This window comes from Kitasatospora sp. NPDC022856 (genome assembly GCF_055561235.1).
The window spans coordinates 332,847-357,109 of the sequence record NZ_JBVHHE010000003.1; the positions used below are offsets into that span (position 1 = coordinate 332,847).

Genomic DNA, 24,263 nt, shown 5'->3' on the forward strand with positions numbered 1-24,263 from the left:
TGGGGCGGCCCCTCCGACGAGGAGGGGCCGCCCCACGGGCGTGTTCGCGGGCGGGTGCTACGCGCTCCGGGTGCCCAGGTGGTGCACCTGGACCATGTTGGTGTTGCCGGGGACGCCGGGGGGCGAGCCGGCGGTGACGATGACGGTGTCGCCCTCGTCCAGCTGGCCGATCTTGAGCATCTCGCGGTCGACCTGGGCCACCATCTCGTCGGTGGAGCCGACCTGCTCGGTGACGTGCGCCTCGACGCCCCAGCTCAGCGAGAGCTGGTTGCGGGTGGCGTTGTCCGGGGTGAACGCGATCACCGGGATCGGCGAGCGGTAGCGGGAGAGCCGGCGCGCGGTGTCACCGGACTTGGTGAACGCGACCAGCGCCTTGCCGTTGAGGAAGTCGCCCAGCTCGCACGCGGCGCGGGCGATCGAACCGCCCTGGGTGCGCGGCTTGCGGCCCGGGTTCAGCGGCTGGAGGCCCTGCGAGAGCAGCTCCTCCTCGGCCTTCTCGGCGATCCGGCTCATGGTGCGGACCGTCTCGACCGGGTACTTGCCGACGCTGGACTCGGCGGAGAGCATGACCGCGTCGGTGCCGTCCAGGATCGCGTTGGCGACGTCGGAGACCTCCGCGCGGGTCGGCCGCGAGGCGTGGATCATCGACTCCATCATCTGGGTCGCGACGATCACCGGCTTGGCGTTGCGGCGGGCCAGCGTGATGAGCCGCTTCTGGACCAGCGGCACCCGCTCCAGCGGGTACTCGACGGCCAGGTCGCCACGGGCGACCATGATGGCGTCGAAGGCGAGGACGATCTCCTCCATGGCCTCGACGGCCTGCGGCTTCTCGATCTTGGCGATGACCGGCACCCGGATGCCGACCGCGTCCATGACCTCGTGGACGTCCTTGATGTCGTCCGCGTTGCGGACGAAGGAGAGGGCGACCATGTCGACGCCCAGCTCCAGGGCGAAGCGCAGGTCGTCCTTGTCCTTCTCGGACAGCGCGGGCACGTTCACGGCCGTGCCGGGCAGGTTGATGCCCTTGTTGTTCGAGAGCACACCGCCCTCGACGACCACGGTCTTCACCTGCGGGCCGTCGACGCTGACGACCTCCAGGGCGATGACGCCGTCGTTGATCAGGATCGGGTCGCCGGGCTTCACGTCGCCCGGCAGGCCCTTGTAGGTGGTCCCGCAGATGTGCTGGTCACCGGGGACGTCCTCGGTGGTGATGATGAACTCGTCACCGTTGTCGACGGTCACCGGACCGTTGGCGAAGGTGGCCAGACGGATCTTGGGGCCCTGGAGGTCGGCAAGGACGCCGATGGCCTTGCCGGTGTCCTCCGAGACCTGGCGGACCTTGTGGTACCGCTCCTCGTGGTCCGCGTGGGTGCCGTGGCTCATGTTCAGTCGGGCGACGTTCATGCCCGCCTCGACGATGGCCTTCAGCTGTTCGTAGGAGTCCGTCGCCGGACCCAGGGTGCAGACAATTTTCGCTCGGCGCATATGGATCAGTCTATCCGTTCGTGTTATAGGTGCATTCGGCACGAAACGTGAGGAATCGTCGACGAAGGATCCCGAGGGGCGAGACGACGACGGCTCAGCCCCCGGACCGCCGGTGCACCAGGGCGAAGGCCTGACGCGCGATCTCCAGTTCCTCGTCGGTGGGGACCACGGCGACCGCGACCCGGCCGTACGCGGGCGAGATGATCCGGGCCTCGCCGGAGCGGACCGAGTTCAGCTCGGGGTCCACCACGATGCCCAGCTCCTCCAGGCCGGCGGTGGCCGCGGCCCGCACCGGAGCCGCATTCTCGCCGACCCCGGCCGTGAACGCGATCGCGTCCACCCGGCCGAGCACCGCGTAGTAGCCGCCGATGTACTTGCGCAGCCGGTGGACGTAGGCCCGGAACGCCAGCTCGGCGTCGGCGTCCCCGCCCTCGGCCCGCCGCATGATCTCGCGCATGTCGTTGTCGCCGCACAGTCCCAGCAGGCCGCTGCGGCGGTTCAGCAGGTCGTCGATCTCGTCGATCGAGAGACCGCCGACCCGGTGCAGGTGGAACACCACGCCCGCGTCGATATCACCCGAACGAGTGCCCATCACCAGGCCCTCCAGGGGGGTCAGCCCCATCGAGGTGTCCACGCAGCGGCCCCCGGAGACGGCCGAGGCGGAGGCGCCGTTGCCCAGGTGCAGGACGATCACGTTCACCTCGGCCGGGTCCTTGCCGAGCAGCCGGGCGGTGGCCCGCGAGACGTACTGGTGCGAGGTGCCGTGGAAGCCGTAGCGGCGCACCCGGTGCTCGTCCGCGACGGCCTTGTCCACCGCGTACCGGGCCGCGTACTCGGGCATCGAGGCGTGGAAGGCGGTGTCGAAGACGGCGACCTGCGGCAGGTCCGGGCGCAGCGCCCGGGCCACCTCGATGCCGGTGATGTTGGCCGGGTTGTGCAGCGGCGCGACCGGGATCAGCCGGCGGATCTCGGTCAGCACCTCCTCGGTGATCACCGTCGGCTCGGTGAACCGCAGCCCGCCGTGGACCACCCGGTGGCCGATCGCGGCCAGCTCGGGGGAGTCCAGCCCGGTGCCGTCGGCGGCCAGCTCCTCGGCGACGGCCTTCAGGGCGGCGGAGTGGTCGGGGAAGACCTGGAGCGCCTCGCGCCGCTCCCTGGAGCGCGGGGCGTGCACCAGCCGGCCGTTCGCCTCGCCGATCCGCTCGACCAGGCCGGAGGCCAGCCGGGCGCCGTCCAGCATGTCGATCAGCTGGTACTTGACCGACGAGGAGCCGGCGTTCAGGACCAGGACGCGGGTGCCTTCACTCATGCCCGGACTCCTTCGGTGCGGTCCTGCGAGGGGGTGGCCGGGCCCTGCGGCCCGCCGTGTTCCTGCGACTGGATGGCGGTGATCGCGACGGTGTTGACGATGTCCTCGACCAGCGCGCCGCGCGAGAGGTCGTTGACGGGCTTGCGCAGCCCCTGGAGGACCGGGCCGACCGCCACCGCGCCGGCCGAGCGCTGGACCGCCTTGTAGGTGTTGTTGCCGGTGTTGAGGTCCGGGAAGATCAGCACGGTGGCCCGGCCTGCCACCGGCGAGCCGGGCAGTTTGGTGGCCGCGACATGGGCGTCCACCGCCGCGTCGTACTGGATCGGGCCCTCGACCAGGATGTCCGGGCGCAGCGCGCGGACCAGCTCGGTCGCCTTGCGGACCTTGTCGACGTCGGCGCCGGAGCCGGAGGTGCCGGTGGAGTAGGAGAGCATCGCGACCCGGGGCTCCACGCCGAACTGGGCGGCGGTGGCGGCGGACTGGATGGCGATGTCGGCCAGTTGCTGGGCGTCCGGGTCGGGATTGACCGCGCAGTCGCCGTAGACCAGCACCTTGTCGGCGAGGCACATGAAGAAGACCGAGGAGACGATCGCGGCGCCCGGCGCGGTCTTGATCACCTCGAAGGCGGGCCGGATGGTGGCGGCGGTGGAGTGCACCGCGCCGGAGACCATGCCGTCGGCGATGCCCTCCTGGACCATCAGGGTGCCGAAGTAGCTGACGTCCGTGACGACGTCCAGCGCCAGCTCCACGGTCATGCCCTTGTGGGCGCGCAGCCGGGCGTACAGCTCGGCGAACTGGCGGCGCAGCGGGCTGGTCGCCGGGTCGACGATCCGGACCTGGGCGCGGTCGGCCGCCGGGTCCTCCTGCGGGAGGTCGATGCCGAGGGCGGCGGCCTTGCGGCGGACGGTGTCGGGGTCGCCGAGGAGGGTGAGGTCGCAGATGTTGCGGCGGAGCAGCACCTCGGCGGCGCGCAGCACCCGTTCCTCGGCGCCCTCCGGGAGGACCACGTGCCGGCGGGCGCCCCGGGCCCGCTCCAGCAGCGCGTGCTCGAACATCATCGGGGTGACCCGCTCGGACCGGCCGACCTCGATCCGGTTGGTCAACTCGGCCGTGTCCACGTGGAGTTCGAAGAGGCCCAGGGCGATCTCGGCCTTCCGCGGGCTGGCCGAGGTGAGCTTGCCCTCCAGATGGGTCAGGGCGGCGGCGGTGATCCAGCTGCCCTCGGGGACGACGGCGACCGGAGTGCCGGGGGCCAGCCGGGCGGCCAGCGCCATCACGTTCGGGCCGGGGTGCTGGCCGAGCGTCAGCAGCACGCCGGCGATCGGCGGGGCGCCGGCGGCGTGCGCGGCCAGCGAGCCGATCAGCAGGTCGGCGCGGTCCCCGGGGGTGACCACCAGGGCGCCCTCGGTCAGCGCGTCCAGGAAGGTCGGCAGCATGGCGCCGCCGAAGACGAAGCCGCGGACGTCCCGGGCCAGCCCGGCCGCGTCCCCGGTCAGGACCTCGGCGCCGGTGGCCTCGACCAGCTGGGCGACGGTCGGCGCGGCCAGCGCCGGCTCCTCGGGGATGACGTACGCGGGGATCGGCAGCTTCTCGCCGAGGGTGCGCTGGATCCGCTGCTTGGCGCCGGGCGCGACCCGGTTGGCGACCATCGCGAGGGTCTCGCAGCCGAGGTCGGTGTAGGCGCGGTGGGCGTTGCGGACCTCGGCGATCACCGCCGCCGGGTCCTCGGAGTGGCCGCCGACCACCGGCAGCACGGCGGCGCCGAACTCGTTGGCGAGGCGGGCGTTGAAGGCCAGCTCGTCGGGGATGTTGGTGTCCGCGAAGTCGGTGCCCAGTACCAGCACCGCCTGGCAGCGCCGCTCCAGCGCCCGGAACCGGTCGACGAGGGTGGAGACCAGCTCGTCCTGGCCCTGGGCGGCCTGCAGGGCGGCCGCCTCCTCGTAGGTGAGCCCGTACAGCTCGGCGGTGGGCAGGTCGACCCGGTAGCGGGTGCGCAGCAGCTCGACGACGTGGTCGGAGCCCCGCTCGCCGGGCGCGTGCGCGTGCACCAGCGGCCGGAACACCCCGACCCGGTCCACCTGGCGGGTGAGCAGTTCCATGACCCCGAGTTCGACGGCCTGCCGGCCGTCCCCTCGGTCGATCCCGGTCACGTACACGCTGCGCGCCACGTGGGTCTCTCCGTCCCGTCGTCTCAGAGGATGGTCATATCGACCATACCTTCGCACCGGGAACGGACGTCCGCGAGCAGAGTGCCCCGGCCGGGGCAAGGGACGAAGGTCACGTCGGGACGGGCCGGGGGTCAGCCCGCGACGGGTTGGAGCCGCGGTAGCCCTCGGCCTCCGGCGGGGAGCCTGGGGGCCGGTCGGTGCCGGGCACGACGGCCCGGCACCGACCGGGCGTGCTCAGGCCGGGCGGAGCCAGACGGTGGCGAGGGGCGGCAGGACGAGTTCGGCGCTGCGGGGCTGGTCGTTCCAGGGGACGGACTCGGTCTTCACCGGGTGGGAGTTGCCGACGCCGGCGCCGCCGTAGGTCTCGGCGTCGGTGTTCAGCACCTCCTCCCAGAGCTGCTCGCGGCCGTCGAGGGCGGGCAGGCCGACCCGGTGGCCGTGCCGCACGACGGGGGAGAAGTTGCAGACCGCGACGAGCGGGGAGCCGTCGGCGGCGTACCGGACGAAGGAGAGCAGGTTGTCCTCGGCCGCGCCGCCGTCCAGCCAGCGGAAGCCGTCCGGCGTGGTGTCCTGCTCCCAGAGCGCCGGGGCGTCGAGGTAGCGGCGGTTGAGGTCGCGGACCAGCCGGCGCATCCCGAGGTGCTCCCCGGCGGCCGGCCAGGACTGCTCGTCGAGCACCCACCACTGCGGGCCCTGCTCGTGGTCCCACTCCGACCCCTGGGCGAACTCCTGCCCCATGAACAGGAGTTGCTTGCCCGGGTGGGCCCACATGAAGCCTAGGTAGGCGCGCTGGTTGGCGCGCTGCTGCCACCAGTCGCCGGGCATCTTGGAGACCAGCGCCTGCTTGCCGTGCACCACCTCGTCGTGCGAGATCGGCAGCACGTAGTTCTCGGAGTAGGCGTACACCATCGAGAAGGTGATCTCGTTGTGGTGGTACTTGCGGTGCACCGGCTCCTTGGACATGTAGACCAGCGAGTCGTGCATCCAGCCCATGTTCCACTTCAGGCCGAAGCCCAGGCCGCCGCTGTCGGTGGGCCGGGTGACGCCCTCCCAGGCGGTCGACTCCTCGGCGATGGTGAGCACGCCGGGGCAGCGCCGGTAGACGGTGGCGTTCATCTCCTGGAGGAAGGCGGCCGCGTCCAGGTTCTCCCGGCCGCCGTACTGGTTGGGCGTCCAGGCGCCGCCCTCGCGGGAGTAGTCGAGGTAGAGCATCGAGGCGACGGCGTCCACCCGCAGGCCGTCGATGTGGAACTCCTCGCACCAGTACACCGCGTTGGCGACCAGGAAGTTGCGCACCTCGGTGCGGCCGTAGTCGAACTCCAGGGTGCCCCAGTCGGGGTGCTCCGCGCGCAGCGGGTCGGCCGGCTCGTACAGCGGCTCGCCGTCGAAGCGGGCGAGGGCGAAGTCGTCCTTGGGGAAGTGCGCGGGCACCCAGTCGACGATCACGCCGATGCCGTGCCGGTGCAGGGTGTCGACCAGGTGGCGGAAGTCGTCGGGGCTGCCGAGCCGGGCGGTGGGGGCGTAGTAGCCGGAGACCTGGTAGCCCCAGGAGCCGCCGAAGGGGTGTTCCATCACCGGCATGAACTCCACGTGGGTGAAGTTCAACTCCTTGAGGTAGCCGGGCAGTTCTTCGGCGATCGCCCGGTAGCTGGTGAGGTCGGGCCGCCAGGACGGCAGGTGCAGCTCGTAGACCGACATCGGCGCCCGGTGGTGCGCGGCGCGGGCCCGGCGCTCCATCCACTCGTCGTCCTGCCAGCGGTAGGAGGAGGAGGTGACGACCGAGGCGGTGCCCGGCGGGCACTGCGCGGCCCGGGCCAGCGGGTCGGCCTTGTCGAGCACCCAGCCCTGCCGGGTGTGGATCTCGTACTTGTACTGGGTGCCCTCGGCCAGGCCCGGGACGAACAGCTCCCAGACGCCGGAGGAGCCGAGCGAGCGCATCGGGTGCGCGGTGCCGTCCCAGTGGTTGAAGTCCCCGATCAGCCGGACGCCCGCCGCGTTCGGCGCCCAGACCGCGAAGGCGGTGCCGGGCACCCCGTCGACGGTGCGCACGTGCGAGCCGAGGGCCCGCCAGAGCTGCTCGTGCCGGCCCTCGGAGATCAGGTGCAGGTCCAGCTCGCCGAGGGTGGGCGCGATGCGGTAGCCGTCGTGCTGGCTGAGCGGCTCGCTGCCGGGGTAGCTGACCAGCAGCCGGTAGTCGGGCACCTCGGTGCCGGCCAGCAGGCCGGTGAAGAGGCCGTTCTGCTGGTGGGTGAGCTCGGCGGGGCCGTGCGCGGTCTCCACCACGACCCGTTCGGCGAACGGGCGCAGCACCCGGATCGCGGTGCCGCCGTGCACCGGGTGGGCGCCGAGCAGGCCGTGCGGGTCGTGGTGCATGCCGCCGACCAGCCGGTCCACCTCGCTCGGCGGCAGCGGTGCCTCGGGCAGCCGCAGCGCCCCGGGCGGGGCGGCCGGTCCGTCGGGGAGGCCCTCCGGGGCGGCGACGGGGGCGATGGGGGCGGCGGGGGCGGCAGCGGCGGCAGGGGTTCCGTCGGGGGCGCTCCCCGCGGCGTCTGCGGCCGCGTCGCCGGCGGTGTTGCTGGCCGGGTCCGTGGCCGCGTTCGTGGCCGCCCGGGCGGCGCCGTCCGGGCCGCCGTCGGGCGCCGGGCGGCGCGGTTCGGCCCGCCGGGCCGCCGAGGGCTCGCGCTGGGCGGAGTCCGGGCCCGCCAGGAAGGTGGCAGGCACGGTACGGGGGGTGCGGCCGGGCGGGTCGAGCGGCGTCACGGCGTGGTCCTCCTGCGGAATCGGGGTGGCCGGGGGCGTCGGTGGCGGGCGGGCGTTCTCGGGGGCGGGGGCGGGTGCGGAGCCGGTCTGGCGGGGCCCTCAGACGGTCAGGGCCAGCCGGTTGATCGCGGCCAGCGGGATCGGCAGCCAGCCGGGCCGGTGGCGGGCCTCGTAGACCACCTCGTACACCGCCTTGTCGATCTCCAGGGCGCGCATCAGCTCGGGCGAGGCGGCCGGGTCGGTGCCGCCGCCGGCGGTGTAGCCGGCGCAGAAGGCGGTGCGGTTGCGCTGGGCCCAGGCGGCGGCGAGGTGGGCCAGCTCCGGGTCGGGCGGTGCGCCGGCCAGCAGGTGGGCGGCCGCGTAGTCGAAGGAGCGGAGCATCGCGGCGACGTCGCGCAGCGCGGTCTGCGGTTCGCGCCGCTCGGCGACGGACTTGGCCGGCTCGCCCTCGAAGTCCAGCAGCACCCAGCCGTGCGGGGTCCGCATGGCCTGTCCGAGGTGGAGGTCGCCGTGGATCCGCTGGACCGGCATGCCGTCCGGGTGGGCGTCGGCGAGCTGCTGGAAGGCGGCGCGCAGGGCGGACCGGTAGCGGAGCAGCCCGGGCACGGCGGCCACCGCGCTGTCCAGCCGGTCGGCCATCGCGGTCGCCAGCTGCCGGGTCTGGGTGCGGTCCAGCCGGGCGACCGGCATCGAGCGCGCCAGGACCCGGTGGACCTCGGCGGTGGCCCGGCCGAGCCGGTGCGCCTCGATCGCGAAGTTGCCGGGGGACGGGTCGCCCTTGAGCCGGCCGACCTGGTCCAGGGCCAGCTCCCAGCCGTCCTCGGCCTCCGGCAGGTAGCGCTGGAGCAGGCCGAGAGTGGCCGGTTCCGCGCGCTCCAGCCGGCTCTCGAACCAGGCCGCGACCCGGGGGATCCGGGTGGAGCCGGCCCGCGAGAGCGCCAGCGACAGCTCCAGGTCGGGGTTGGTGCCGGGGTGGATGCGGCGGAAGAGCTTGAGGATGTACGCGGTGCCGTAGATGACCGAGCTGTTGGACTGCTCCGCGGTGGAGGCGCGACCGGGCAGGTTGGTGGGCAGCCCGGAGCCGGGGGTGCGGCGGAACGACAGCGAGCCGAACCGGTCGCCGGTGGCCAGGTGCTCCAGCAGCCGCCCGGTCAGCTCGGGATCGTGCACCGCGTCGTAGAGCGCCGCGCCGTCGTACGGGCCCTGGCTGAGCCGGCCGAGGACGGCGCTCGGCTCGATGTCGGCCGTCCCCGCGGAGCGGATGCCGAGCAGCAGCTGGTAGATGTCCCCGTGCGGTGCGCCCGCGGTGGTGGCGTGCTCGACCCGCAGCAGCAGGTGCAGCAGGGCCGGGTCGCCGACCTGGAGCGGGGTGCCGACCACGGGGGTGAGGCCGGTGATGGGCCGTCCCTTGCCGGCGTACCAGCGCTGGGTGGGGAGCCACTCGGCGATCAGGGGCAGGGCCGCCTGGACGAGTTCGCTGACCCCCGGAGCGGTTCTCCGGGCCGCGGCGCCGCGGGAGCCCACCGGCGCGGGGCCGGTGGGGGTGTCGCGGTGCAGATCGGCTTGAGAACGGGAGGTTTCGGACATGACTCCCTTTCCCCGGAAGCGGGCGGACTGCCCGACGGGTCTGGCCGGGTCCGTCAGTCTTCCGGATTTCGGCGGCGCGGCGGCGACGGCACGCGAGCGGTGCTCAGGTGTCACGCCTTCGTGTAAGTGGCCGTTGGGCTGTTCTCCGTACGCGGTGGTGCAGAGACCTCCGGGGGCGCGGGGTGTTCAACTCTCGCGCCCCCGGAGGGTTTGGTGGAACGGGTGCTCCTGACGGATCGTTACTTCGATCGCCTGGCGCTGCTGAGGCGCGGGGGCTGCCGGAGCTGGAACCAGTAGAAGCCGTGCCCGGCGAGCGTGAGCAGGTACGGCCACTCACCGATCGAGGGGAAGCGCACCCCGCCGATCAGCTCGACCGGGTACCGCCCTCCGAACTGCCGCAGGTCGAGTTCGGTCGGCTGCGCGAACCGCGAGAAGTTGTTCACGCACATGACCAGGTCGCCCTCGTGCTCCCGCACGAAGGCCAGTACCGCGGGATTGCTGGAGGGCAGCTCGGTGTAGGTGCCGAGGCCGAACGCCGAGTTGAGCTTGCGGATCTCGATCATGCGACGCGTCCAGTGCAGCAGTGAACTCGAACTGCTCTGCTGCGCCTCGACGTTGGTCACCTGGTAGCCGTACACCGGATCCATGATGGGCGGCAGACTGAGCCTGCCCGGGTCGGCGGACGAGAAACCCGCGTTGCGGTCCGGGGTCCACTGCATCGGCGTGCGCACGCCGTCCCGGTCGCCCAGCCAGATGTTGTCGCCCATGCCGATCTCGTCCCCGTAGTAGAGCACCGGGGAGCCCGGCAGGGAGAGCAGCAGGGCGGTGAACAGCTCGATCTGGTTGCGGTCGTTCTCCAGCAGCGGGGCGAGCCGGCGGCGGATGCCCACGTTGGCGCGCATCCGGGGGTCCTTGGCGTACTCCGCGTACATGTAGTCGCGCTCCTCGTCGGTGACCATCTCCAGGGTCAGCTCGTCGTGGTTGCGCAGGAAGATGCCCCACTGGCAGCCGTGCGGGATGCGCGGGGTCTTGGCGAGGATCTCCGACACCGGGTAGCGGGACTCCCGGCGGACCGCCATGAAGATGCGCGGCATCACCGGGAAGTGGAACGCCATGTGGCACTCGTCGCCGCCGGAGGCGAAGTCGCCGAAGTAGTCGACGACGTCCTCCGGCCACTGGTTGGCCTCGGCGAGCAGCACGGTGTCGGGGTAGTCGGCGTCGATCTCCTTGCGGACCCGCTGGAGGAACTCGTGCGTCTCCGGCAGGTTCTCGCAGTTGGTGCCCTCGCGGGCGAACAGGTACGGCACGGCGTCCAGCCGGAAGCCGTCGATGCCGAGGTCGAGCCAGAACCGCAGCCCGGCGATCATCTCGTCCTGGACGCGGGGGTTGTCGTAGTTGAGGTCCGGCTGGTGGGAGAAGAACCGGTGCCAGAAGTACTGCTTGCGCACCGGGTCGTAGGTCCAGTTGGACGTCTCGGTGTCGACGAAGATGATCCGGGCGTCCGGGTACTGCTTGTCGTCGTCGGCCCACATGTAGAAGTCGCCGTACGGGCCGTCCGGGTCCTCCCGGGAGGCCTGGAACCAGGGGTGCTGGTCGCTGGTGTGGTTCATCACGAAGTCGATGACCACGCGCATGCCGCGCAGGTGCGCGGCGTCGACGAACTCCATGAAGTCGGCGAGGTCGCCGAACTCCGGCAGGACCGACTTGTAGTCCGCGACGTCGTACCCGCCGTCGCGCAGCGGCGAGGCGAAGAACGGCGGCAGCCAGAGGCAGTCGACCCCGAGCCACTGGAGGTAGTCGAGCTTGGACGTGAGCCCCCTGAGGTCCCCGATCCCGTCGCCGTTGCTGTCCTGGAAGGACCGCACCAGCACCTCGTAGAAGACCGCACGTTTGAACCACTCGGGGTCCAGGTTCTTCTTCGAGGTCTCGGGGAAGGTGTCGGGGACGGGCTCGTTCACTGTCACGCTGGGTTCCTCCGAACCGTGAGGAGGTGAGCCGGCTCGGCTGAGGGATCGAGCCGGACGTAGTTGTGCCGGCCCCAGGTGTAGGCGGCGCCGGTGAGCTCGTCGTGCACCGCGAACGGGCCGTCCCCGTCGAGGGTGACGGTGGCCTCCTGGGCGTGGTGCGGGTCGAGGTTGACGACCGTGATGACGTGGTCGGTCAGGCCCTCGGGCGTGGTGGCGGTCTTGGAGAAGGCGAGTACCTGGTCGTTGTCGGTCGGGTGGAAGCGCAGGCCGCGCAGCTGCTGGAGCGAGGGGTGCCGGCGGCGCAGCCGGTTCAGCACGGTGAGCAGCGGGGCCAGGGAGTCGGTGCGGGTCCAGTCGCGGGGTCGCAGTTCGTACTTCTCGGAGTGCAGGTACTCCTCCGAGCCCGGGTGGGCCGGCTCGTTCTCGTACAGCTCGAAGCCGGCGTAGACGCCGTAGCTGGGGGAGAGGGTGGCGGCCAGTACGGCACGGATCGCGAACGCCGCCCGGCCGCCGGTCTGCAGGTACTCGTGCAGGATGTCCGGGGTGTTGGCGAAGAAGTTGGGCCGCATGTAGGAGGCGGCGTCGCCGGCGAGCTCGGAGAGGTATTCGGTGAGCTCCTGTTTGGTGGTGCGCCAGGTGAAGTACGTGTACGACTGGTGGAAGCCGATCTTCCCGAGGGTGTGCATCATCGCCGGCCGGGTGAAGGCCTCGGCCAGGAAGACCACGTCCGGATCGGTGCGGGCGATGTCGGCGAGCACCTTCTCCCAGAACAGCACCGGCTTGGTGTGCGGGTTGTCGACCCGGAAGATCCGCACGCCGTGGCTCATCCAGAACCGCAGGACCCGGAGGGTTTCCTTGACGATTCCGTCCATGTCCTGATCGAAGTTGATCGGATAAATGTCCTGGTACTTCTTCGGGGGGTTCTCGGCATAGGCGATGGTGCCGTCGGCGCGGTGGCTGAACCACTCCGGGTGCTTGTTGACCCAGGGGTGGTCCGGCGAGCACTGCAGCGCGAAGTCCAGGGCCACCTCCAGGTGCAGCGCCGCGGCCTCGGCGACGAAGTGGTCGAAATCCTCGATGGTGCCGAGGTCCGGGTGGACGGCGTCGTGGCCGCCCTCCGGCGAGCCGATCGCCCAGGGTGAGCCGACGTCGTGCGGACCGGCCGTCAGGCTGTTGTCCGGCCCCTTGCGGAAGGCTCGCCCGATCGGGTGGACCGGCGGCAGGTAGACCACGTCGAAGCCCATCGCGGCGACGGCGGGCAGCCGCTCGGCGGCGGTGCGCAGGGTGCCCGAGCGCGGCGGCTCGACGCCGGAGGGGTCGACCACCGCGCCCTCCGAGCGGGGGAAGAACTCGTACCAGGAGCCGTACAGCGCGCGCTCGCGGTCCACCTGGAGCGGCAGCGGGCGGGAGGCGCTCACCAGTTCGCGCAGCGGGTAGCGGGCCAGCAGGTCGAGCACCTCGGGCGCGAGCGCCGCGGCCAGCCGGGACAGCGGCGGCAGACCGGCGTCGCGCAGGGCGTCCACCGCGGCCAGGATGTGCGCCCGGCCCTCCTTCTTCGGCACGCCGCCCGCGGCCCGCTCCAGCAGCAGCGCGCCCTCCTCCAGCACCAGCGCGGTGTCGATCCCGGCGGGCAGCTTCACCGCGGCCACCTTGCGCCAGGTGGCCAGCGGGTCGCTCCACGCCTCCACCAGGTAGGACCAGCGGCCGGGCGCGGTCGGAGTGACCTGCGCGCCCCAGCGGTCGGTGCCCTCGGCGAGTTCGCGCATCGGCGTCCACGGGCCGCTGCGGCCGCGCGGGTCGCGCAGGACGACGTTGGCGTTCACCGCGTCGTGGCCCTCGCGGAACACGGTGGCGGTGACCGCGAAGGTCTCGCCGACCACCGCCTTGGCCGGGCGACGGCCGGCGTCGACGAGGGGGCTGACGTCCAGGACGGGGATGCGGCCGATCACGGTGTCGCTCTCTGTCGTCTTGCGGGCGGCTGGCTTGCGGGCTGGGGTCTTGGCGGCGGTCTTGGCGGCCGGCTTGGCGGCGGGTCCGGTCGCGGACCCGCCGGTGGCCGTGGTGCGGGCGGGTGCCCGCCGGGGTGCCGGGCCGGCCTTCGCGGCGGCGCCCGTTCCGGAGCCGGCGATCGTCCCGGTGCCGGCGGTGGTGACCTCGGCGCCGGTGGCGGCGGTGCGGCGCGTGGTGGTGCGCCTGCGGGGTGCCGCCGGCCGGCTCTCCTCGGTCCCGGGTTGTCGGGCCGGTTCGGACGGCTGCTCCGGACGGTCGGCCGCGGCGCCCCGGGGTCCCGGCATCGCCGCGTCTGTCCGAGTGTCAGAATCCGTCCGTCCGGCGGATTCCGCGACCGCTGCGTCGTGGCTTTCGGCCACCGGTGTGGACTGGTCCCGCGTGTCGCCGTGCATGCCAAACTCCTGCCCGAGATCGGCGGCAGCTCCCGCGGGCCGGGCCGGCCGGGGGGAGTACCGGGAGGACTGCTGGGTGGGGAGGACGTGCGACCGGAAGCCTGCCCGCGCCGCCGTCCCCGGCAACCTGCCCCGCTCCCGCCGAGCCCCTGGCGGGGCGCCCGAGAGCCCGCGCGCGTCCCGGCGCACGCCTCTCGGGGCACGCCCCTGGGCGACCCAACCCACCCGTGAACGAGCAGGCCGAGTCCCAGGACACGCGGCGGCGCGCGGTGAGCGCCGAATGGGCTAAGGAGGTTGGGAACCGATCAACGCGAAAAGGATTCGGACGTGCTGCTTCAAGGAGGGCGCCACCCGTCGCTGCACTCCCCGCAGCATCCACGACCTTGGTTCATAGTCGCACCGGCGACCGGACTTTTGCAGCGGTACGACAGTAGTTTCGGGCTTTGTCCGGGGCGGCTCCGCCGGTGGAAATGGATCTGTTCCGCAATGTTCACGCATTGGTAGCGCGATCCGACGGAACGTGCGCCGCGCGCGCCCCCTGTGCAGCCCAATGCGCCGAATGCGATCTCATCAATAGGCCGAACGGAGGCTCAATAGTCCACTTGACGCGCCCTCATGACAGCCGCCGGGGCTACGCTTCACGCCGTGAAGGCAATCCGCAGATTCACCGTCCGCACTGTCCTGCCCGAACAACTCCAGCCGTTGCACGAGCTGGCCCTCAACCTGCGCTGGTCCTGGCATCCCGAGACCAGGGACCTCTTCCGGTCCGTGGACCCGGAGGTCTGGGCGGCCACGGGGGAGGACCCGGTGCGCCTGCTGGGCGAGGTCCCGGCCGCGCGGCTCGCCGCGCTGGCCACCGACCGCCGGTTCCTGCGCAGACTCGGCGACCTCGCCGACGACCTGCGGGAGTACCTGGCCGGACCGCGCTGGTACCAGGCCGCCCAGCACGGCCTCGACCAACCGGTCGCCGATGCCGCGCAGCCCACCGCCGTCGCCTACTTCTCGCCCGAGTACGGCATCGCCGCGGCGCTGCCCCAGTACTCCGGCGGCCTCGGCATCCTGGCCGGCGACCACCTCAAGGCGGCCAGCGACCTCGGCGTGCCGATCATCGGCGTCGGGCTGTTCTACCGCCACGGCTACTTCCGGCAGTCCCTCAACCGGGACGGCTGGCAGCAGGAGCGCTACCCGCTCCTCGACCCGGACGAACTCGCCGTCACGCTGCTCCGGGAGAGTGACGGCGCCCCCTGCCGGATCGACCTCGCGCTGCCCGGCGGCCGCACCCTCGCCGCGCACGTCTGGCGGGCCCAGGTCGGGCGGGTGCCGCTGCTGCTGCTCGACTCCGACATCGAGGCGAACTCGGCCGCCGAGCGCGACGTCACCGACCGCCTGTACGGCGGTGGCAGCGAGCACCGGCTGCTCCAGGAGATGCTGCTCGGCATCGGCGGCGTCCGTGCGGTGCGCGCCTACTGCCGGCTCACCGGCCACCCCGCGCCCGAGGTCTTCCACACCAACGAGGGCCACGCCGGCTTCCTCGGGATCGAGCGGATCCGCGAGCTGATCACCGACGGTCCGGCCGAGCCCGGTCTGGACTTCGCCGCCGCCCTGGAGGCCGTCCGGGCCGGCACCCTGTTCACCACCCACACGCCCGTCCCGGCCGGCATCGACCGCTTCGACCGGGACCTGGTCGCCCGCCACTTCGGCGGCGACGCGGCACTGCCCGGCGTCCCGGCCGACCAGGTGCTCGCGCTCGGCGCCGAGACCTGGCGCGGCGGGGACCCGAAGCTGTTCAACATGGCGGCGATGGGCCTGCGGCTCGCCCAGCGCGCCAACGGCGTCTCGACCCTGCACGGCGAGGTCAGCCGTTCCATGTTCAACGGACTCTGGCCGGGATTCGACGCCGCGGACGTCCCGATCACCTCGGTCACCAACGGCGTCCACGCGGCGACCTGGATCGACCCGGCGGTCGTCCGGCTCGGCGCCGCCGAGATCGGCGCCGACCGCGCCGAGGACGCCATGACCACCGGGGACGCCAAGCGCTGGACGGGCCTGGAGCGGATCGGCAACAGCGAGATCTGGGAGCTGCGCCGCAGCCTGCGCGCCCAGCTCGTCGACGAGGCCCGCCACCGGCTGCGCGCCTCCTGGCGCCAGCGCGGCGCCGGCGAGGCCGAGCTCGGCTGGGTCTCCTCGGTGCTCGACCCGGACGTGCTCACCATCGGGTTCGCCCGCCGGGTGCCCTCCTACAAGCGGCTCACCCTGATGCTGCGCGACCAGGAGCGGCTGCGCGCCCTGCTGCTGAGCCCGACCAGGCCGGTGCAGATCGTGGTCGCCGGCAAGGCCCACCCGGCCGACGACGGCGGCAAGCGGCTGATCCAGCAGATGGTCGCCTTCGCCGACGACCCGGCCGTCCGGCACCGGATCGTCTTCCTGCCGGACTACGACATGGCGATGGCCCGCCACCTCTACCCGGGGTGCGACGTCTGGCTGAACAACCCGCTCCGCCCGCTGGAGGCCTGCGGCACCTCGGGGATGAAGGCCGCGCTGAACGGCTGCCTCAACCTGTCCGTCCTGGACGGCTGGTGGGACGAGTGGTACGACGGCCAGAACGGCTGGGCGATCCCCACCGCCGACGAGAGCGCCGGCGTCCTCGACCCGGAGAGCGGCGAGGCCGAGCGGCGGGACGACATCGAGGCCGCCGCACTGTACGACCTGATCGAGCACCAGGTGGCCGCCCGGTTCTACGACCGGGGCGCGGACGGGCTGCCGCACCGCTGGATCGCCATGGTCCGGCACACCCTGGTCACCCTCGGGCCCAAGGTGCTGGCGGGGCGGATGGTCCGCGAGTACGTCGAGCGGCTGTACACCCCGGCGGCGCTGGCCCAGCGGGAGCTGGCGGCGGCGGTGCCCGGCGGGCCGGTGACCGGCCCGTACGCGGGGGCCCGCGAGCTGGCCGGCTGGAAGGCCAAGGTCCGGGAGGCCTGGCCGGCCGTCCGGGTCGAGCACGTCGAGGCGGAGTGCCCGGACGAGGCGCAGGAGCTGGGCAGCTCGCTGGCGCTGCGGGTGCAGGTCGCGCTCGGCGCGCTGGAGCCCGGTGACGTGGAGGTGCAGGTGGTCTCCGGCCGGGTGGACGAGTCGGACGGCATCTCGGACGCCTGCCTGCTCGCCCTCAAGCCGGTCGGCGGGCCGGACCTCGACGGGCGCACCCGCTACGAGGGCTCGCTGGAGCTCTGCCGGACGGGCCCGTTCGGGTACACCGTCCGGGTGCTGCCGGCCCATCCGCGGCTGGCCTCGCCGGCCGAGCTGGGCCTGGTGGCGCTGCCGCCGGAATCCACCGGGATGGACGCGGGGCTGCTGCGCTGAACGGGTGGGGAGGGCCGGTCGGTCCGGCTCTCCCCACCCCGCCCGGCCGGGCGGGGCCTAGCGGACGGCGGCGACCAGGGAGTCGGTGACGGAGCGCCAGGCCACCCCGGCCTCGCGGAACCCGGTCTCGACGAGCCGGGCGGTGTGCCAGTCGGCGGGGTGCACGGCGCCCTGGGCGTGCGAGCCGTAGAGCGCGTTGCGGGCGGCGACCTCCTCGGCGAGCAGCGGGTCGGCCGCGGCCGCCGCCCACCAGCCGGCCCAGTCGAGCACGCCGTCGGCTCGCTCGCGTTCCTGGCGCCGCTGCTGGAAGGCCTCGTCGGCCGCGGTGAGCAGCGGGATCGTCGACTCGGGGGTGTGGTCGGCGTTGAGGAAGACGCCCCCGGGGCGGACCAGCTCGGCGAGGTCCCCGTACAGCCGGACGAGGTCGTCGGTGGGCAGCCAGTGCAGGGCGGTGGCGGTCACCACGGCGTCGAACGGGCCGGGCGGGAGCCGGGTGGCCCAGTCCGGGTCCTTGAGGTCGGCGGTCACCAGGGTGAACCGGGGCTCGTCGGCGAAGATGCCGCGGGCGATGGCCATCAGCGCCGGGTCCTGGTCGACGCCGACGCTGACCGCGCCGGGCAGCCGGGCGAGCAGTCGTTCGCTGATGCTGCCGGTGCCGCAGGCCAGGTCGAGGACGCGCGGCTCGGGGCCGGCGACCGCCTCGACGACGTCCAGCATGGCGCGGAACCGCTCCTCGCGGTCGGGCAGGTACCACTCCTGCTGGCGGTCCCAGCTGCGCTGCCAGTCCTGCCAGTGCGTCCGGTCGGTCACGTCCGCTCCCTAGGTCGTCGGCCTGCGGACCGGTGCGGGCCGGTGCGGCCCGGTCGGTCCCGGGGACGACTCTAGGCCCTTTCGGTAATGGATGAAAGGGCCTAGAGGCTATTACTCTAGCGGCGCGGTCAGACCAGGCTGTCCCGCCAGGCCTGATGCAGCTCGGCGAAGCGGCCGGAGCCATCGATCAGCTCCTGCGGGGTGCCGTCCTCGACGATCCGGCCCTGGTCCATCACCAGGACGCGGTCGGCGATCTCGACGGTGGAGAGCCGGTGGGCGATGATCACGGCCGTCCGCCCGGCCAGCACGGTGCGCATCGCCCGCTGGACGGCCTGCTCGCCGGGCACGTCCAGCGAGCTGGTCGCCTCGTCCAGGATCAGCACCGCCGGGTCGGCCAGCAGGGCCCGGGCGAAGGCGACCAGCTGGCGCTGGCCGGCCGAGATCCGGCCGCCGCGCTTGCGCACGTCGGTGTCGAAGCCCTCCGGCAGCGCGGCGACGAACTCGTACGCGCCGATGTCCCGGGCGGCCTGCTCGACCTCCGCGCGTGAGGCACCGGGACGGCCGATCGCGATGTTCTCGGCGACGGTGCCGGAGAACAGGAACGACTCCTGCGTCACCATGACCACCCCGCGCCGCAGTTCCGGCGTGGCGAGGTCGCGCAGGTCCACCCCGTCGAGGCTGATCCGGCCGCCGGTCGGGTCGTAGAAGCGGGCCAGCAGCTTGGCGACCGTCGACTTGCCCGCGCCGGTAGCCCCGACCACGGCCACGGTCTGGCCGGCCGGCAGCACCAGGTCGAAGGCGGGCAGCACCTCCTTGCCGGAGCGGTAGCCGAAGGCGGTCTTCTCGAAGTGCACCTCGCGCCCCTTGGCCGCGGCGGTGGACCGCTGGGCCGGGAGCTCCTTCGGCTCGGCGGGCTCCGCGACGGTCGGCTCGTGGGCGAGCAGGCCGGCGATCTTCTCCAGGGCGGCGGCGGCCGACTGGTAGCTGTTCAGGAACATCGCGAGCTGGTCGATCGGGTCGAACAGGCGGCGCAGGTAGAGCACGAAACCGGTGAGCACACCGAGCTCCACCGCGCCGTCGGTGACCAGGAAGGCCCCGAGCAGCACCACACCGGCGCTCCAGACGTTCGCGGTGGCGCGGGAGAGGCCGACGTAGCGGGCGATCTCCAGCAGGCCGTCCGCCGTGGCGGCGGCCGACTGCCGGTTGACCACGGAGAACGCGGCGTCGTTGGCCCGCTCGCGGCGGAAGGCCTGGACGGGGCGGATGCCGTTCATGGTCTCGGTGAAGCGCACGATCAGCGAGGCGGCCGAGGTGCGCGAGCGGCGGTAGACCCGGCGGGAGCGGCTCCGGAACGAGCGGGCGATCAGGAACAGGGGGACGAACGAGGCCAGCGAGACCAGGCCCAGCCGCCAGTCCATCACCAGCAGCAGCACCGAGATGTAGAAGACCGAGAGGAAGACGGTCAGCAGCTCCTGGAGGCCCTCGGAGAGCAGCTCGCGCAGCGCGTCCACGTCGGAGGTGGCGCGGGAGATGATCCGGCCCGAGGTGTACCGCTCGTGGAAGTCCAGGCTGAGCCGCTGGGCGTGCCGGAAGATCCGGCCGCGCAGCTCCAGCAGGATGCCCTGGTTGATCCGGGCGCTGATCTTGATGAACGCCCACTGCAGCACGGTGCTGATCAGCGCGCAGGAGAGGTAGGCGGTGATCACCGCGACCAGCGGGCCGGCGTCGTGGTCGCGCAGTGCCGGGATGCCCCGGTCCATGGCGATCGCCACCAGCAGCGGACCGGACTGCAGCGCCGCCTGCTGGAGCAGGATCACCACCATCGCGACGGTGATCCGGGCCCGGTGCGGGCCGAGCAGCGCGCGCAGCAGCGCCCGGGGCGCGCCCGGCGGGACGGGGATGTCCTCCTCGTCGGCCGGGGGCGCGGGCAACTCCTCCTCCGGCGCGGCCTTCGCCGCCTCCGTGGACTTCGCCGACTTCTCGGCGGGTTCGAGCGTGGTGGTCATCGGGCGGCGCCCCTCTCCGGTACCAGGGCGGCGTCGCCCGACATCAGTTCGCGGTAGCGCGCCGAACTGCGCAGCAGCTCCTGGTGGGTGCCGACGGCCTCGATCCGGCCGTCCGAGAGCACCGCGACCCGGTCGGCGAGCAGCACTGTGCTCGGCCGGTGGGCCACCACCAGCGCGGTGGTGGAGCCGAGCACCTGCCGCAGGGCCCGCTCGACGAGCGCCTCGGTGTGCACGTCCAGCGCGGAGAGCGGGTCGTCCAGGACGAGGAAGGCCGGGGCGCCGACCACCGCGCGGGCCAGGGCCAGGCGCTGGCGCTGGCCGCCGGAGAGGCTGAGGCCCTGCTCGCCGACCTCCGTCCCGGCGCCGTCGGGCAGCTTCTCGACGAAGCCGGCCTGGGCGGTGGCCAGCGCGGCGGCGAGCTGCTCGGGGCCGGCGCCGGGCGCGCCCATCAGCACGTTCTCCCGGACGGTGGCGGAGAACAGGGTCGGCTCCTCGAAGGCGACCGAGACCAGCTCCCGCAGCCGCTCGCGGGGCAGCTCGCGGATCGGGCGGCCGTCCAGCGTGATGGTGCCGGCGGTGGCGTCGTACAGCCGGGGGAGCAGCGCGGTGAGCGTGGTCTTGCCGCTGCCGGTGGCACCGACCAGGGCCATCGTCTCGCCGCTGCGGATGTGCAGGTCGATGCCCCGGAGCAGGTCGGGGGTGTCGGGCGGGGCGTCCGGGTAGCGGAAGCGGACGCCGGTGAGCCGGATGCCGTCGGGGGCGGAGCCCGGCGTCGTGGCCGTGGTGTCGGCGGCGTCGGCCGGGGCCGGCTCGGTGTCGTCGTCCGGCAGCGGCTCGTCCAGCACCTCGAAGAAGCGGTCGGCGGCGGTGGCGGCCTCGTTGGCGTAGGCGAGCAGCCAGCCCAGCGACTCGACCGGCCAGCGCAGCGCGAGCGCGGTGGAGAGGAAGGCGACCAGGGTGCCGGTGCTCAGCTCGTCGTGCGCCACCAGGTAGCAGCCGACCGCGAGGGCGCAGCCGAGGGCCAGCTCGGGCAGGCCGACGATGACCGCCCAGAGGTTGGCGAGCAGGCCGGCCTTGCGCAGCTCGGTCCGGCGCAGGTCGTGCGTCCGGGCCCGGAAGCGGTCGGCCATCGACCGGTGGCGGCCGAAGGCCTTGAGGATGCGGATGCCGAGGATGGACTCCTCGATGACGGTGGCGAGGTCGCCGTTCTGGTCCTGGGCGAGCCGGGCGGCGCCGGAGTAGCCGGCCTCGAACCTCCGGGTCAGCACCATCAGCGGGACGGCGGGCGCCAGCACGATCAGGGCCAGCCGCCAGTCCTGGGTGAACATCAGGGCGGTGCCCGCGAGGAAGGTCGCGGTGTTGACGATCAGGAAGACCAGCGGGAAGGCCAGGAACAGCCGCATGGTGTACATGTCGGAGGTCGCCCGGGAGAGCAACTGGCCGGATCCCCAGCGGTCGTGGAAGGAGATCGGCAGCCGCTGCAGCCGGGCGAAGAGGTCGCCGCGCATCGCCGTCTCCACCCCGGCCAGGGGTTTGGCGAGGATGACCCGGCGGGCGTAGAACAGGGCCGCCTCGAAGAGCCCGAGCGCCAGGAGCAGGCCGATCAGCGGCCAGAGCGCGCCGACGTCGTGGTCGGTGATCGGTCCGTCGACGATTCGGCCGAGAACGATCGGGACGAGCAGCACGCTGAGCGCGGCGAACAGCGCGGCGGCGACCGAGGCGGTCAGCCGCCAGCGGATCGCGCGGGCGTAGGGCCACAGGCGCAGCAGCGAGCGGACCGTCGACCGGTGGGCGGGCGTGGGGGCGGGGGCTTGGTTCTCGGCCATCGCCGTGAGCGTAGGTCGGGCCCGCGTCATTTCTCATCAGGTTTTTCGCACCTGTCGTCGAGAACCGGCCACCGGTGACCGGGACGCGTGGGGTGCGGGGGTCAGCGAGGGGCGGGTGCGCGCAGCAGGCGCAGCGAGTGCCCGCCGAGCAGGGCGGTGTCCGGGGAGGGGAGCGGGCCGTTCTCCTCGCTCGCGGTGTCCAGCACCGTCTCGTACCGCGCGTCCGGCGCGGCCCAGGGTTCGCCGGGCAGCGTGAAGGCCACCGGGTCGGGGCCGGTGTTGAGCAGCAGCAGGAAGCTGTCGTCGCGCAACGGGCGTCCGTGCTGGTCGCGTTCGGACATCGCGGTGCCGGAGAGCAGCATCCCGAGGCAGGCCGTGGGGGCGAACCAGTCGGCCTCGGTCATCTCCTTGCCGCGCGGGGTGAACCAGGCCAGGTCCGGCTGGCCGCCGGGGGTGGCGGCCCGGCCGGAGAAGAACGCCCGCTGCCGCAGCACCGGGTGGGCGCGGCGCAGCCGGACGAGGCGGGCGGTGAGGTCGCGCAGCCCGGCCCAGTCGCGGTCCGCCAGCAGGGACCAGTCCAGCCAGCTGATCTCGTTGTCCTGGCAGTAGGCGTTGTTGTTGCCGCGCTGGGTGCGGCCGAACTCGTCCCCGGCGGTGATCATCGGGACGCCGGTGGAGAGCAGCAGGGTGGCCATCAGGTTGCGCAACTGGCGCAGGCGCAGGGCGTGGACGGCCGGATCGGCGGTCTCCCCCTCGGCGCCGTGGTTCCAGGACCGGTTGTCGTCGGTGCCGTCCCGGTTGGCCTCGCCGTTGGCCTCGTTGTGCTTGCGGTCGTAGGAGACCAGGTCGCGCAGGGTGAAGCCGTCGTGCGCGGTGACGAAGTTGACCGAGGCGTAGGGGCGCCGGCCGCCGCGCTGGTAGAGGTCGGAGGAGCCGGAGAGCCGGTAGCCGAGCTCGCGGACGTCCGGGCGGGCGCCGCGCCAGAAGTCCCGCACGGTGTCCCGGTACTTGTCGTTCCATTCGGCCCACAGCGGGGGGAAGCCGCCGACCTGGTAGCCGCCCGCGCCGACGTCCCAGGGCTCGGCGATCAGCTTGACCCGGCTCAGCACCGGGTCCTGGGAGACGGCGGCGAGGAAGGGGTGGTCCATCTCGACGCCGTCGCTGCCGCGGGCGAGCGCGGCGGCGAGGTCGAAGCGGAAGCCGTCCACGCCCATCTCGGTCACCCAGTACCGCAGCGAGTCGGTGATCAGCCGGATCACCTGCGGCCGCCGGGTGTCCAGGGTGTTGCCGCAGCCGGTGTAGTCGGCGTAGCCGCGCGGGCGGTTCAGCGGCAGCCGGTAGTACCCGGCGTTGTCGATGCCCCGCAGCGAGAGGGCGGGGCCCAGCTCGGCGCCCTCGGCGGTGTGGTTGTAGACCACGTCGAGGACGACCTCGATGCCGGCGGCGTGCAGCGCGCGCACCATCCGCTTGAACTCGCCCACCTGGCCGCCGCGGCTGCCGGAGGAGGAGTAGCCGGCGTGCGGGGCGAAGAAGCCGACGGTGTTGTACCCCCAGTAGTTGCCCAGGCCGCGGGCCTGGAGGTGGTCCTCGCTGGCGTACTGGTGCACCGGCAGCAGCTCGACGGCGGTGACGCCGAGCCCGGTGAGGTGGGCGATGGCGGCGGGGTGGGCGAGGCCCGCGTAGGTGCCGCGCAGCTCCGGCGGCACCTCGGGGTGGCGCATGGTGAAGCCGCGCACGTGCAGCTCGTACAGCACGGTCTCCGCCCAGGGGGTCTTCGGGCGGTGGTCGTCGTACCAGTCGTCGTCGTCGTGGACCACGACGGACCTGGGCACGTAGCGGGCCGAGTCGCGGTTGTCCCGGACGGTGTCGGCGACGTCGGCCTCGGGCCAGTTGCGGACGGCGGAGCAGACCGCGTCGTGGGAGGTGTAACAGCCGTCGACGGCCCGGGCGTAGGGGTCGAGCAGCAGCTTGGCCGGGTTCCACCGGGCGCCGGTCCACGGGTCCCAGCGGCCGTGGACCCGGAAGCCGTACCGGGTGCCCGGGCGGACGCCGGGCAGGAAGCCGTGCCAGGTCTGGAAGTTCTGCTCGGTGAGGCGGTGTCTGCTCTCCTGGCCGTCCTCGTCGAAGAGGCAGAGGTCGACCGCCTCGGCGCCGGCCGCCCAGAGCGCGAAGTTGGTGCCCTGGCGGCCCTGGGCATCGGTGCGGAAGCGGGCGCCGAGCGGCTGCCAGCTGCCGGGCCACGGTGGCTCGGTGCCGGTACCGCCGCGCGGCCGCACTCCGGCTTCCAGCTCCTGCCCTGACGCCATGGCCCTACCCTCCCTGGGCGGGGTGTCCCGGACCCCGTTCACCTTCTCTTTCCCTGATCCTGCTGATCGGAAGCCGCTGAACGGTGGCTTACCGGCGGATGGCGGCCGGGGGCCGCGCGCCGCGGGGGCGGTTCGGGCACGCCGCCCGGGCCCGAACCGGGGCCACCACCGGGCCGCCGGCCGCCCGGTGGTGGGCCGCCGGAGTGAGGTTCACCCGGCGGTCCGCGTGTCCTGCCGGGATTGCCCTCGTTGTCCGGGGTATCGGACGGAAACGGCGGGA

The 24,263-nt window shown here is 73.0% G+C and carries 12 protein-coding genes; 1 reads left to right on the top strand and 11 read right to left on the bottom strand.

What is annotated here, in order from left to right:
• Positions 1-57: 57 nt before the first annotated feature.
• The 7 genes from pyk to ACZ34W_RS06415 form a co-directional block, all read right to left on the bottom strand.
• Positions 58-1,485, bottom strand: a complete 1,428-nt coding sequence (gene pyk / locus ACZ34W_RS06385; protein ID WP_329489654.1) for a pyruvate kinase — start codon at positions 1,483-1,485, stop codon at positions 58-60.
• Positions 1,486-1,579: 94 nt separating this feature from the next.
• Positions 1,580-2,794 (bottom strand): acetate kinase, encoded by a 1,215-nt coding sequence (locus ACZ34W_RS06390; RefSeq protein ID WP_465602157.1) that lies wholly within the window; start codon positions 2,792-2,794, stop codon positions 1,580-1,582.
• Complete coding sequence (pta, locus tag ACZ34W_RS06395; RefSeq protein WP_359803098.1) at positions 2,791-4,962, bottom strand: phosphate acetyltransferase; 2,172 nt, start codon at positions 4,960-4,962, stop codon at positions 2,791-2,793. The genes ACZ34W_RS06390 and pta overlap by 4 nt, the downstream gene beginning before the upstream one ends.
• A 234-nt stretch (positions 4,963-5,196) precedes the next feature.
• Positions 5,197-7,722: a 1,4-alpha-glucan branching protein GlgB gene (gene glgB / locus ACZ34W_RS06400; RefSeq protein ID WP_465602159.1), complete on the bottom strand. Its 2,526-nt coding sequence runs from the start codon at positions 7,720-7,722 to the stop codon at positions 5,197-5,199.
• A 99-nt stretch (positions 7,723-7,821) separates the two neighbouring features.
• Positions 7,822-9,309 carry a maltokinase N-terminal cap-like domain-containing protein gene (locus ACZ34W_RS06405; protein WP_465602162.1) on the bottom strand — a complete coding sequence of 496 codons (1,488 nt, stop codon included), beginning with the start codon at positions 9,307-9,309 and terminating at the stop codon, positions 7,822-7,824.
• Between the two features lie 239 nt (positions 9,310-9,548).
• Positions 9,549-11,273, bottom strand: a complete 1,725-nt coding sequence (gene treS, locus ACZ34W_RS06410) for a maltose alpha-D-glucosyltransferase (RefSeq protein ID WP_329489659.1) — start codon at positions 11,271-11,273, stop codon at positions 9,549-9,551.
• A complete protein-coding gene (locus ACZ34W_RS06415; protein WP_465602192.1) occupies positions 11,270-13,225 on the bottom strand; it encodes an alpha-1,4-glucan--maltose-1-phosphate maltosyltransferase in 1,956 nt (651 codons plus the stop codon). The genes treS and ACZ34W_RS06415 overlap by 4 nt, the downstream gene beginning before the upstream one ends.
• A gap of 1,098 nt (positions 13,226-14,323) precedes the next feature.
• Here ACZ34W_RS06415 and glgP point away from each other — a divergent pair.
• Positions 14,324-17,035, top strand: a complete 2,712-nt coding sequence (gene glgP / locus ACZ34W_RS06420; RefSeq protein WP_465602164.1) for an alpha-glucan family phosphorylase — start codon at positions 14,324-14,326, stop codon at positions 17,033-17,035.
• Positions 17,036-17,092: 57 nt separating this feature from the next.
• Here the strand turns inward: glgP and ACZ34W_RS06425 are convergent, their stop codons facing one another.
• The 4 genes from ACZ34W_RS06425 to glgX form a co-directional block, all read right to left on the bottom strand.
• Entirely contained in the window at positions 17,093-17,845 is a 753-nt protein-coding gene (locus ACZ34W_RS06425; protein WP_329489661.1) for a class I SAM-dependent methyltransferase, read from the bottom strand.
• Positions 17,846-17,973: 128 nt separating this feature from the next.
• The gene (locus ACZ34W_RS06430) at positions 17,974-19,851 is read right to left on the bottom strand and encodes an ABC transporter ATP-binding protein (protein WP_465602167.1); all 1,878 of its coding nucleotides are present in this window, start codon (positions 19,849-19,851) and stop codon (positions 17,974-17,976) included.
• The gene (locus ACZ34W_RS06435; protein ID WP_465602169.1) at positions 19,848-21,677 is read right to left on the bottom strand and encodes an ABC transporter ATP-binding protein; all 1,830 of its coding nucleotides are present in this window, start codon (positions 21,675-21,677) and stop codon (positions 19,848-19,850) included. The genes ACZ34W_RS06430 and ACZ34W_RS06435 overlap by 4 nt, the downstream gene beginning before the upstream one ends.
• A 101-nt stretch (positions 21,678-21,778) precedes the next feature.
• The gene (gene glgX / locus ACZ34W_RS06440; protein WP_352289456.1) at positions 21,779-23,983 is read right to left on the bottom strand and encodes a glycogen debranching protein GlgX; all 2,205 of its coding nucleotides are present in this window, start codon (positions 23,981-23,983) and stop codon (positions 21,779-21,781) included.
• Positions 23,984-24,263 lie beyond the last annotated feature (280 nt).